Genomic DNA, 11871 nt, shown 5'->3' with positions numbered 1-11871 from the left:
TTTTCACCAGAACGGGCTTCAGGCCCTGTCCGCGCACATAGTAAACGTTGACGGACACAATTTTCATTTTTCAAACCTCACCCGGGAGAACACTCATTCCGCCTCCACACCCGCCTGACGCAGTTTCAACCTGAAATCCTCCAGCGTTCCCCTGTACTCCCACGTCTGAACGGTGTTGTGAGGACACTCAATAAAAATATAATCTTCGGTGACCGACAAAATTCTGGCGACCTTGATAAGTTTCTTTACGAATCCGCCCGCGCCAAGATCGTCGACGACGGCTTTCCGATCCTCGTCATATCCATGGTATACTTTCGACGCTCGAATCTCGGCAGTGATGTACGCCATATATTCGTATCCCCTTGTCTTTTTTACATAGCGATGAATGATAAATAGTTATAAGAGCCGAACCTTGAAAACAGAAATCGAAAGTACGCTGATCGATATGTCGATTTTGCATACCCAAAGTCTGGCGGAAAGCTGTCGTGGTGTTCTCGTTAAGCTAAGATCTTTTGAACTGAGAATACTGGATAACCTCTTATTCGAAAGCTGGAAGCACCAGGAAGCTCAGAAATTGTCGGAAGCGCTTTATTCTCAAGGACCGTCGTTTCCGGTCGAGGATCGCCTTATCACTGTGCCGAACACTATCACTTCGCCTTGAAGGAGATATGAACCGCTGGCCCTTGCCACTGGTAGATGTGCTGATTGCCAGTCAAGAATCGTTATCACGGCTTTGTTCCGGCGATTGGCCGTAATAAAACATCCCCCATCGCCTAGATAACCGAGGAGATAGGGATGTTTTTGGGTGTTCAGAGAGCCTTTTGCAGCTCCGGCAGAACGGTGAAGAGATCACCGACGAGGCCGTAATCGGCAACCTGGAAGATCGGCGCTTCTTCGTCCTTGTTGATGGCGACGATGACGCGACTGTCTTTCATGCCGGCCAGATGCTGGATCGCGCCGGAAATGCCGACAGCGATGTAAAGCTCCGGTGCAACAACCTTGCCCGTCTGGCCAACCTGCCAGTCGTTTGGCGCATAGCCCGCATCAACCGCTGCGCGGCTGGCGCCAACCGCCGCACCGAGCTTGTCGGCAACCGGCAGGATCACTTCCTGGAACTTTTCAGCCGAACCAAGTGCACGACCACCCGAGATGATGATCTTGGCCGAGGTCAGTTCCGGACGATCCGAAGCCGACAGCGCATTGCCAACAAAGCTCGACAGAGCCGGATCGGCAGGCACGCTTGCACTTTCAACCGCAGCCGAACCGCCGTCACCGGTGGCCTGGAAAGAGGCCGTGCGCACCGTGATCACCTTCTTGGCGTCGGTGGACTGTACCGTCTGGATTGCATTGCCTGCATAGATCGGACGCTTGAACGTGTCCGCCGATACGACTTCCATGATTTCAGAAAGCTGCATCACATCAAGAAGGGCTGCAACGCGCGGCAGGATGTTCTTGGCCGAAGTCGTCGCCGCAGCGATGATCGTGTCGAAATTGGCGGCAAGTGCCACGATGAGTGCTGCCGTCGGCTCGGCCAGACGGTTTTCCAGCGCATCGCTTTCAGCCAGCAGAACCTTGCGCACGCCTTTCAGCTTGGCGGCTGCATCGGCTGCTGCCTTTGCGCCCTTGCCTGCAACCAGAATATCGACATCGCCGCCGATCTGGGCGGCTGCCGTCAGCGCCTTTGCCGTCTGGTCCGAAAGGGTTGCATTGTCATGTTCGGCAATAAGAAGAATAGCCATTTATCTCGTCCCTTCCGATTTCTTAGATGATGCCGTCGGCTTTAAGCTTCTCGACCAGTTCAGAGACTGAACCAACCTTGACGCCAGCCTTGCGGCCACCCGGTTCTTCGGTCTTCAGGACCTTCAGGCGCGCTGTGATATCGGCACCGAAATCGGCAGGCGACTTCTCGTCCAGCGGCTTCTTCTTCGCCTTCATGATATTCGGCAGCGATGCATAGCGCGGCTGGTTCAAACGAAGATCGACCGTGACAATCGCCGGAAGTTTCACATCGATGGTCTGCAGACCGCCATCCACTTCACGCGTTACCTTGGCCGAACCGTCACCCAGTTCCACCTTCGAGGCAAAGGTTGCCTGGCTCCAGTTGAGGAGCGCTGACAGCATCTGGCCGGTCTGGTTGGCATCGTCGTCAATAGCCTGCTTGCCGAGGAAGACGAGGTCCGGCTTTTCTGCATCAACCACGCCCTTCAAGACCTTGGCGACGCCGAGCGGCTCAACCGTCTCATCGGTCTTGACCAGGATCGCGCGGTCCGCGCCCATGGCAAGGGCTGTGCGCAGTGTTTCCTGCGCCTGTGCCGGGCCAACCGATACAGCCACAATCTCCGTGACCTTGCCAGCTTCCTTCAGGCGGATCGCCTCTTCAACCGCAATCTCGTCGAACGGGTTCATCGACATCTTCACATTCGAAAGCTCAACGCCTGATCCGTCGCCCTTAACACGGATCTTCACGTTGTAATCGACGACACGTTTTACTGCGACAAGGACTTTGTTCATGATTTCTCTCATATGCAATTTACGTAAATCAGTTTGGCAAGCGTCTTACCTAAGATGTTTGCCAAGCCTCCGCTCAGTTCCGGCCACAAGCCAGCCAAATGGAATTGTCACGACCAGATAAAACAAACCCGCGAGGATCAGCACATCAAGGTAAAGATAGGTCGCGGCGCCAACGCGATAGGCTCTCGCAAGGAGTTCCGACACGGAGATGGTAAATGCAAGTGCACTTGCCTGAAAGATCAGAATTGCAAACCCCATAAGTGCGGGTACGGCAAAAAGCACGCCCTGGGGGATGACCACAAATCGCATAATGTCTGAGTTTGTCATGCCGAGTGCTAAACCCGCTTCGAATTCCCTTTGAGGAACTGCGTTCAAACCCGCACGCAGAATTTCACTTGTATAAGCGGCAGTAGTTAAGGCAAGAGCAACAGCTGCTGCGATAAAGGCACTGGTGTTGATGCCTGCCGAAGGCAGTCCATAATAGACCATTTGGAGCACAACCAGTGCCGGAGCACCGCGGCCAATCTCGACTAGTAATATCGCCATATAACGCGGCAAACGCATTTTCGTCATCGAAAGGAGGGCAAGCAGCAATCCAAGGGGAAGCCCCATGAGGAGGGCCAATCCAGTTAGCTGCAGGCTTACAACGAGGCCCGCGAAGAGCTGAGGCGCCCATTCGACAAAATTTGCAAGGGTTTCCTTCATCGCGAGAGCCTCCTGCGAAGCCTTTCGTCCAATACACGAGACATAAAGGCGATAGGAATGGACAAGAGAATGTAGATGAGCGCAGCAATGAGGAAGGGAGCAAAGCCTCCCGACTGAGCTTGTGCCGCTTGGGATGTATACATCATAATGTCACGGACGCCGATTGTTGAGGCCACCGTGCTATCCTTGAGTAGGCTCACAAAGAACGTAGCCATTGCAGGTATAGATACGCGCAAAACCTGGGGTGCGGACACAAACCTTAAAATGTCACTACCCCGCATTCCGAGAGCAGTTGCTGCTTCCGTCTGCCCGCCTGGCAAGGAAAGAAAGCCGCCACGATAAATCTCGGCCAGATAGGCTGAAGACACCACACCCAGTCCGATTATACCGGCCTGTAGCGATGTCAGCCTGATGATACCGGTTCCCAAACCAAAAAATATTATGAAGAGCCAGACAACAGGTGGAATTCCGCGAGCAACGTCGATAAAAATCCGCGCCAGAGCGCTAACCGGTCGAGATTTTGAACGACGTAACAATACCAACGGCACCCCGAGTACCGCTCCCACGGCAAAGCCGCCAACCGTCAAAGCAATTGTTGCGGGAAGGCCTTTGAGCAGATTGAGAAGCAAATCCGTCATCAGTGTCGATCCACAATGGCTCGGAAGAATTTTTGCGTCCGCGGAGAAGACGGATGACGGATAACCTCCGACGGTTTTCCTTCTTCAATGATCTGACCGTCCGCCATCACGATGAGCCGATCAGCGACTTCCGTAGCGAAGGCAATTTCATGCGTGACAACGATCATTGTCATACCGTCCTGAGCCAGCTCGCGCATTACAGCGAGAACCTCCAGGCCGAGTTCAGGATCAAGCGCTGAGGTAGGCTCATCGAACAGCATAACTTCGGGATCAAGCGCCAAAGCTCGTGCTATCGCGATACGTTGTTGTTGGCCGCCCGAAAGCCGAGCAGGATAGGCATCGCCCTTGTCTGCAAGATGCACCCGCTCTAGCAACTGTGTAGTGCGGGCATCGGCATCATTTTTGCTTCGTCCCAACACGCGCATCTGAGGCAAAGTAATATTCTTACGCACCGACATATGAGGAAAGAGGTTGAATGACTGGAAAACCATACCGGTCGAACGTCGCAGCCTCAGCAATTGATCATTCGTCAGCTTGCTGTCGAGGTCGAATTGAAACGCCCCAACTTGCAGTGTTCCAGATACTGGTTGTTCGAGCATATTGATCGTGCGCAGAAAGGTACTTTTCCCCGCGCCACTCGGGCCAACAATGGCAACAACCTCACCCTTTTTAATGTCAAGCGTGACGTTCCTGACAGCATGATAATTACCGTAACGAACATTCACGTCCTGCAAGCGGACAATTGGCTTATTCTGAGACATCTTTCACCCCGTGTTGATGACGGTGTTCTGTTCTTGACTTTCCGGCGTTCCCCTCAGGGAAAGGCAGCACCTTTCCCAAGTTTTATGCCGCCGGAGCATATCGCGCAGCGGTCGGCCGCAATTGTTCGGTTCCCGGAGCAGATACCGGTGCACCATGAAGCGCCCAATCGGCGGCAATCTGACCGATCACTGGCGAAAGCTGGATGCCGTAACCGCCTGCGCCAGCTGCCGTGACAAGAGTCGGTTCGGACGGATCAACAGGGCCGACTAATGGACGCTTGTCGTAGGTCATAGGATAAAGTCCGGCCCAGCCGCGCCCAAGGCGTGCACCGGGCAGATCGGGAACTCGTTCCAAGAGGAGTTCCGCGAGCTCGATACGCGATTGTTCTTCGCACTGATCATTATAAAGATCTGGATTTTCCGGCTCCGAATTCGTTACTTTATGAACTTCAGCGATCAGCTCCCCTGCTTTCTCGTGCCTGAAGTTAAGCCCGGTGCCCTCTCCGTTAACGAGATCCATCACCATGGGCATCGTGTAATCGAGCGGCTGGTCTAGGAGGATGGTAATGGCTTCGTGCCGCTCAGGCTTGACCTGAAGCGTCTGCCCGAAGAGTGCCGCTACCTGGGACGCCCAGGCGCCCGCAGCATTGATCACCATATCGCACTCGATTTGGCCTTTAGTGGTTTCGAGCCTATATCCTCCTGCGATCCTCGCTACGCCTTCAAGCTTGCAGAACTGCCTGACCGCACCACCGGCTTCGCGCACCTTCTCAGCCAGCAGTGTGCAAAGCTCATGCGGATCGATGAAACCGTCATCAGGTCCGAAAATTGCGCCAGCCAGACCATCCGGGTTGAGGTGAGGGATGAGATTGTTCAGTTCGCCAGCTTGATAAAGTTTGGAACGGAAACCGGCCTTTTTCTGCATCTCAACTGACTGACGAAAGAGTTCCATTTGTTCGTCAGTTCGGGCAAGTCGTAAATATCCGATGTGATTGATCCGCAATCCCTGGCGCTCAAATTCCTGGAATTGTCGCATTGAATGTTGCCGCAGGAGGATCTCGAATGGATCGGTAAACTGGGTGCCAATTACGCCAACTGATCGTCCACTTGAACCGGACGCGATGGCATTTGCATCGATCACGGTCACGCGGGCGCCTTGCCGGATAAGGTTAACCGCCGAACACATTCCTAAGGTGCCAGCGCCAATGATGACGACATGGGGAGAAGTGGTCATTTCAATTCCTGCTATTGTTTTCGCTGAACCGATATCGGATTAGAAATTACGAACCCGATCTGTTCATTCTGCATGCCGCGCTCAATATGACGGGTTGCGTTTCGTAATGTGACACCGTGTCAAGACTGCGAGGCGATGTGTTTGAAAGTGTCATCGATAGCGACAAGTATCGTATACGCATCGGCCTCAGTCATGGGCGTGGATAGGGCGAAAAGCCCGTAACTCGCAGACAATACTTCTCTATCGAGGAGACCCTTATGGAGAAGGTTGAGCTTGTGGCGGTCGCCTGCGGAAGGATAGACCGAACGATAATCGACAATGTCATTGTCGGTGAAGTGAATCTTGAACAATGATCCGAGACCCACACAACGACCAGACAATCCCGATTTTCGGAAAATTTCGTTTGTACCGTCTCGCAAAATCTCGCCGAGTCGATCCAGATGATTGAAAGTTTCTGGCGTCAGTGCTTCCATGGCTGCCAGACCAGCCCGCATCGTCACGGGATTTGCCGTAAAAGTGCCGCCGTGCGGCAGAGCGGGCTTCCCCTTCGTCGGATCAAATACAGCCATCACCTCTGCGCGGCCAGCAACGGCGCCCACCGGAAAGCCACCACCGATGATTTTTCCAAGCGAGGTCAGGTCGGGCGTAATGCCCCAAAGCCCCTGAGCGCCGGAATAGCCAAGACGAAACGAAATCACTTCGTCGAAAATCACAAGCGATCCCGATAGATGCGCCGTTTCTACCAAAGCTTCGAGATAATCTTTTCGCGCCGGAATGAGCCCGGCCCGGTTTGGCATCGGATCAATCAGTACACCAGCAATTTCATGCCCATGCACGCGGAAAACAGCCTTTATTGCTTCAATGTCATTGAAGGGAACTGCAATGACATCATCCAGAACCCCTTGGGGTGTCCCTTTTGCATAAGCGGTCGATGCGGGCAAATCACCCCAGTTGCCCGGTGTGCTGTCTAGACTAACTTCAGCGAAATCATAGGATCCGTGATAGGCGCCTTCGATTTTGACAATCTTCGGACGGTTGGTAAAAGCGCGCGCTGCTTTGATCGCCATCATGACACCTTCTGTACCGGAATTCGCGAAGCGAATTTGGTCGACAGAGGGTAATCGCTCGACCAGGAGTTCGGCCAATTCGATCTCACTGATCGTCGGAGCGCCAAAAGCCGTACCAAGAGGAAGCTGCTCGTTTACCGCGTTAATCGCTTCCGGCTGGGCATAGCCATGTATCATGGAGGTGAAGTTGTTGATACAGTCGTAATAGATATTGCCGTCGACATCACGCATTCGGCATCCCTCACCGCTCTGCGCATAGATCGGAAAAGGGTCCATGTAGACGGTCGTGCGCGTATTGCCTCCTGGCATTACCTTTTGTGCACGATCAAAGAGCGCTTGGGACTGAGAACAGGATTCTGGATATTGTGTCATGAGGCTAAAACTTCGAAAAGGAGGAACTGCGGAGCGTTCTCCGCTCCGCACCAAATGGCTCAACGTGTCATGATCGTGTGACTTTGTTCGCGCATAAACTGCGGCAGGAAATATGCACCTAGTCCGCCCTTGCCACTGACGCCGGTTCCCTTCCAGCCACAGAAAGGCTGTGCGCCTGGCCAGGCGCCGGTAGTCGCGCCGCTTGCGCGGTTAGCGTACAGAACGCCCGCCTCTGCATTGTTGAGGAAATGTTGAAGCTCGTTCTGGTCGTTGGTGAAGATGCCAGCTGCAAGACCATAGGAAACGTCGTTACCTTCCTTCAGACCGGCTTCAAGGGAATTCACACCACGCACTACCACAAATGGCATAAACAATTCATCGCGCGTAAGACTAGATGGACCCGACGTTTCAACAATCGCGGGAACAAAGTAGTTCTTCGGCAAGCCCGCGATATGTTCACCTCCGAAATGTACGGTGCCTTCTGCTTTTGCCTGTGCAACCGCATTGATAAACCGGTCGACTGTTGCATCATTGTAAAGTGGCCCCATGAAAACATCACGCTTGCGCGGATCGGCAACGACAAGTGCCTTCGCAAACTCGATGCAGCGCGCGATGAATTCGTCTTTCACGCTATTATCAACATATACCACCGAGCACGCGGAACATTTCTGACCTTGGAGACCAAAGCCCGAGCGTACCACCCCCTGAGCAGCACGAGTGATATCAGCGTTTGCCGTGACATAGGCCGGGTTTTTGCCGCCCATTTCGGCAATTACGGGCTTCATCCACGGCGATAGCGCCATGTGCCTGAAGATGCTCATTCCGGTCTTGTGCGAACCTGTAAATGCGACGCCATCAATACCCTTATCTTCGATAAGATTTTTACCGACATCACCATCGCCGAGCACCACATTGAAAACACCTTCAGGCAGACCTGCCTTACGTATGGTGTCGGCAATAAGAAGACCGGTAAGTTGGCATTCTGGCGAGGGTTTAAATACCACCGCGTTACCAGCAAGCAACGCGCCCGTAATCATGCCGATAGACAATGCGAGCGGAAAATTGAACGGCGCAACGACCGCGAAAACGCCATAGGGACGCAAAATGCTCGTCGCGGTCTCGTGGTCCACAAGTTGGTTCATAGGGCGCACAAAGCCGTTGTTTGCCCTCAGTTCCGACGGATAATAGTCGAGCATATCGACCGCTTCTTCCGCCTCGCCGATGGCTTCCATACGCGATTTTCCGACCTCGAAGAGAGCGGCTAATCCCAACTGATATTTCTCTTCGGCGAGTACGTCTTTCCAGCGTGCAGCGAATGCGAGCCTTTCATCCAGGCTCGACGCATTCCAGACTGATGCGCCTTTGCGAGCCGCAAGGACAGCTGCACTAACATCGCTTTTCGTTGAAACGGGAAAAACACCTAACGTAATTGCGGGATCGATAGGGCTCGCAACGCTTTTTGCCTCGCCTGTCGCAAATGGCGTGGACCACGTCTGACCCAACCGGTTTGCTTCGAAAATTGGCAGGATTTTATCCAGGTGATCATGAACGGGTGAGAAATCGACGCCGATATTCGAATAGGTGACGCGGGGTAATGGCTGAGTCATCGTTAAGTTCCACTTATTGGTATTATTCCCGTATTGTGGTAGAACATTTCCAATTGTCAATAGTCCCATTAAACGAAATTAAAACTTATTATCGGAACTCCAAGCCGCTTGACAAACTTTTATAATCGATATTAGTTCCGTTTTAGAAGATTAATACAGATATTCGGCACTTAAAATCGGAGGGATATGACGAGCTCCAAGGCACGCAGCTACTCACAGAAAATCGACTTCTCAGTCGAAGGTGCACAACAATTCATAAAACGAACAATCCAGAGGTTAAAGTAATGAAAACTATGCGTTATTTGATAGCATCCGCAGCGATCGCCTTAGTGACGGCTTCAACGGGTGCAAAGGCCGACACATGCGAAGCGAAGTTCAACTTCGAACCGATCAAAGCAGGTATCCTAACTGTGGCGTTGACGAACACCCCACCCTACTCGGTAGAGAAGGATGGCGTTTCCGGCATCGACGGCGACCTTCTTCAGAAATTTGCGAAGGATAATTGCCTGAAGATCGAGTACGAGATCTTCAGCTATCCTGCCGCAGTTTCAGCGGTGCAGACCGGCCGCGCCGACATTGCTATTGGAGGTTTCTACCGCACCGCTGCTCGTGCAAAGGTGGTTGCGCTCAGCAACGCGGTTTATCTCGACCAGGTTTCGGTAGAGTCCAAAGAAGGTTTCGAGACCGTCGACCAACTCAAGGGCAAAAGAGTGGGAACCGTAGAAGGCTATTCTTGGGTCGGCGATCTGGAAAAGCTTTATGAAAATGTAAAGACCTATCCGTCTTCACTCAATCTGGCGCAAGATGTTCAGGCCGGGCGTATTGATGCTGGCATTGAAGGTTTTGGCGCCGCCGCTGACCTCACCAAAGGCACCGACGTCAAAGTTAAGCTTTACCAACCGGATCCGCGCGTAAAGGCAACTACCCTGCCGACTCAGACTGCGTTTTTGATGTCCAACAGCAATGCTCCCTTTGCGAGTGCAGTGAATGAAAGCCTCGAGAATTATCGCAAAGCTGGCGCTATTGCCGAAGTACTGACGAGTTACGGTCTTCCGACTTCCGCGGCCGATGTGGGCGACAACAAAGAATATTGATAAACGGGACCTGTGGCTGCTTCTGCGGCCACAGGTCCCAGTGCACATTGGCAGGAGCGTTCCCTTACAGCCGAAAGCTGACACCATATTCTAAAAACGAAACGCTCTCGTCTCGATGAGACAACACATTTCAGCACCTGATCAGCATAATTTGCGGGCATCGCACCCGAAATATGAATTTCCTGCTGTCAAGAATCGGTCTTTAAACAGTATTATCGATCTTACGGGCTTGTGCACTTTGCTCACCAGCAAAATTTACCTAGCCTCAAACGGAACCGAAATTGACACGTCACCCAGGGCACAGAAGATTGAATGAATGACCGATGCTACCCAAAAAGATAGTCCGCTCGAACGATATATTGCTATCATGGAAACCGTCGCGCCGTTTGCCGAGGGACTAACCGCCGTCGAGTTGGAAACGGCACTCGATCTTCCCAAAACGACGGTGAATCGCTTGCTTCACACTTTGATTTCAAGCGGAATGATCAATACGCAGAATTCACGGAACCGAACATTCAAGCTCGGCGAGCGACTCCTGAAACTACTTCACACCTCTCCCGATACGGGCTGGCTTGTGACGCTGGCGCAAAAGCCACTGCAAATATTAGCCGAGAAAACCGGTCAGTCGGCATTTATATCAAAGTTCGATGGCAAGGACATTCGTTCCGTAACGTGTGTCGCTCCGGACACCCCAGTTCGTACCTATGTGATGCCGGGCATGGCTATGCCTATCAATGCGACCGCATCAGGTAAAGCAATCATGGCCTTTCAGTCACCTGAAACCATCCAGCAACTCCTCACTCGAAATCTGGTGCAATTCACAGATCAAACGAAAATCGGCCCGGAAGCTCTTTTGGCGGAATATGCCGACATTCGCGAACGCGGTTTTGCAACTGATCTGGCAGAGCATGTGGCTGGTCTGGGAACTATAGCATTTCCTATTCGTCTTGCACGTGCCCCGGTGGTTTACGCTGTCGGCGTAACAGGACCATATCGCGCAGTTATTGAAGAGGACTTCGATGAACATTGTCGGGCAATTAGTGACACCGCACGGCGGCTCGCCAAGCTGATGCAGCTTCGTGGTGCGGAACTGCACGACCTTCGCATCAACGAATTGGAAGATGAACAAAATTCATAGATCTCCCACCTATCGCTGGCTCAATGCGTCAGCGATGGGCTGGGCAAACCGCGTCGGCTTGAAGCAATATTGCCTGATGCCTGGCGTCCGAATTCCAACGGACACCAGTCAGAACCGTTCAATACGCGTAAGATGGATCCCGCTCGTCAAGAAGCCGACACATCTCGGAGAAATGAGCAAATGGCATTTCCCGGTAATCTTCCCATTCCAGGGCGGTTTTTTCGGCCAGTTCATCAGGCATGATATTAAGCGGCTGATTTGTGGAGTAAGCCAGGATCAACGTTTTGCAGGACTTCTCCAGAAAATAAAGTTCATCATAGGCTTCGGCGACCGTCGCCGCAGTTACCAATATGCCGTGATTGCCCATTATCATCGATCGTTTGTTCCCCAACGCCTGAACAAGCCGCTTGCCCTCTTCGAGATCGTCCGCAATTCCACCGAATTCAATGTCGATAGCGACGCGATTGAAAAAGCGTGCCGTATTCTGGTCGATTGGTTTGATTTGTGGATCAGCGAGAGCGGCAAGCGCAGTCGCATAGGTCGAATGAACATGCAGGATGCAACGAGCATCAGGGCGAGCGGCATGTATGCAGCCATGGATCGTCCAGGCCGAAGGATCCGGAGCATCACTTCGCGCCATCGTTTGCTCGTCATCGACATTGAGGACTAGGCCGTAGACTCATTACGACTGACACCAGATGCGTGCCGCGACGAGTTTGACGGCGGCGAGATAGTTGGCGGGGT

Annotated in this window: 12 protein-coding genes and 1 pseudogene; 3 read left to right on the top strand and 10 right to left on the bottom strand. The window is 52.8% G+C overall.

Features of this window, described 5'->3' with window-relative positions; all coding sequences use genetic code 11:
- Positions 1-93: 93 nt before the first annotated feature.
- Positions 94-348, bottom strand: coding sequence for a hypothetical protein (locus HWD97_RS23440; RefSeq protein WP_112701728.1), 255 nt, complete (start codon positions 346-348; stop codon positions 94-96).
- Positions 349-412: 64 nt separating this feature from the next.
- Between HWD97_RS23440 and HWD97_RS23435 the strand changes: the two genes are divergently transcribed.
- Entirely contained in the window at positions 413-661 is a 249-nt protein-coding gene (locus tag HWD97_RS23435; RefSeq protein WP_162718829.1) for a hypothetical protein, read from the top strand.
- A gap of 148 nt (positions 662-809) precedes the next feature.
- On the opposite strand, the gene HWD97_RS23430 is transcribed toward HWD97_RS23435, so the two are convergent.
- The 8 genes from HWD97_RS23430 to HWD97_RS23395 form a co-directional block, all read right to left on the bottom strand.
- Positions 810-1739: an electron transfer flavoprotein subunit alpha/FixB family protein gene (locus HWD97_RS23430; RefSeq protein ID WP_371835725.1), complete on the bottom strand. Its 930-nt coding sequence runs from the start codon at positions 1737-1739 to the stop codon at positions 810-812.
- A 22-nt stretch (positions 1740-1761) separates the two neighbouring features.
- Positions 1762-2511 (bottom strand): electron transfer flavoprotein subunit beta/FixA family protein, encoded by a 750-nt coding sequence (locus tag HWD97_RS23425; RefSeq protein ID WP_371835724.1) that lies wholly within the window; start codon positions 2509-2511, stop codon positions 1762-1764.
- A 45-nt stretch (positions 2512-2556) separates the two neighbouring features.
- The gene (locus HWD97_RS23420; RefSeq protein ID WP_371835723.1) at positions 2557-3216 is read right to left on the bottom strand and encodes an amino acid ABC transporter permease; all 660 of its coding nucleotides are present in this window, start codon (positions 3214-3216) and stop codon (positions 2557-2559) included.
- Positions 3213-3854: an amino acid ABC transporter permease gene (locus HWD97_RS23415; protein ID WP_371835722.1), complete on the bottom strand. Its 642-nt coding sequence runs from the start codon at positions 3852-3854 to the stop codon at positions 3213-3215. Before HWD97_RS23415 ends, HWD97_RS23420 begins: the two co-directional genes overlap by 4 nt.
- Positions 3854-4615, bottom strand: coding sequence for an amino acid ABC transporter ATP-binding protein (locus tag HWD97_RS23410; protein ID WP_371835721.1), 762 nt, complete (start codon positions 4613-4615; stop codon positions 3854-3856). The genes HWD97_RS23415 and HWD97_RS23410 overlap by 1 nt, the downstream gene beginning before the upstream one ends.
- 82 nt (positions 4616-4697) lie before the next feature.
- Positions 4698-5849 (bottom strand): NAD(P)/FAD-dependent oxidoreductase, encoded by a 1152-nt coding sequence (locus tag HWD97_RS23405; protein WP_371835720.1) that lies wholly within the window; start codon positions 5847-5849, stop codon positions 4698-4700.
- 119 nt (positions 5850-5968) lie between these two features.
- Complete coding sequence (locus tag HWD97_RS23400; RefSeq protein ID WP_371835726.1) at positions 5969-7225, bottom strand: aspartate aminotransferase family protein; 1257 nt, start codon at positions 7223-7225, stop codon at positions 5969-5971.
- Between the two features lie 122 nt (positions 7226-7347).
- Positions 7348-8895: an aldehyde dehydrogenase family protein gene (locus HWD97_RS23395; RefSeq protein WP_371835719.1), complete on the bottom strand. Its 1548-nt coding sequence runs from the start codon at positions 8893-8895 to the stop codon at positions 7348-7350.
- 284 nt (positions 8896-9179) lie between these two features.
- Between HWD97_RS23395 and HWD97_RS23390 the strand changes: the two genes are divergently transcribed.
- A complete protein-coding gene (locus HWD97_RS23390) occupies positions 9180-9989 on the top strand; it encodes a substrate-binding periplasmic protein (RefSeq protein ID WP_371835718.1) in 810 nt (269 codons plus the stop codon).
- A 316-nt stretch (positions 9990-10305) separates the two neighbouring features.
- A complete protein-coding gene (locus tag HWD97_RS23385; RefSeq protein WP_371835717.1) occupies positions 10306-11127 on the top strand; it encodes an IclR family transcriptional regulator in 822 nt (273 codons plus the stop codon).
- Positions 11128-11245: 118 nt separating this feature from the next.
- On the opposite strand, the pseudogene HWD97_RS23380 reads toward HWD97_RS23385, so the two are convergent.
- Positions 11246-11779: pseudogene (locus HWD97_RS23380) on the bottom strand (class II aldolase/adducin family protein); the annotation flags it as partial.
- Between the last annotated feature and the right edge of the window lie 92 nt (positions 11780-11871).

Source organism: Ochrobactrum sp. C6C9 (assembly GCF_022627935.1).
Taxonomy (GTDB): domain Bacteria; phylum Pseudomonadota; class Alphaproteobacteria; order Rhizobiales; family Rhizobiaceae; genus Brucella; species Brucella teleogrylli.
Note: the sequence above shows the minus strand (reverse complement) of the source record. Positions and strands in the feature narration are given on the sequence as shown.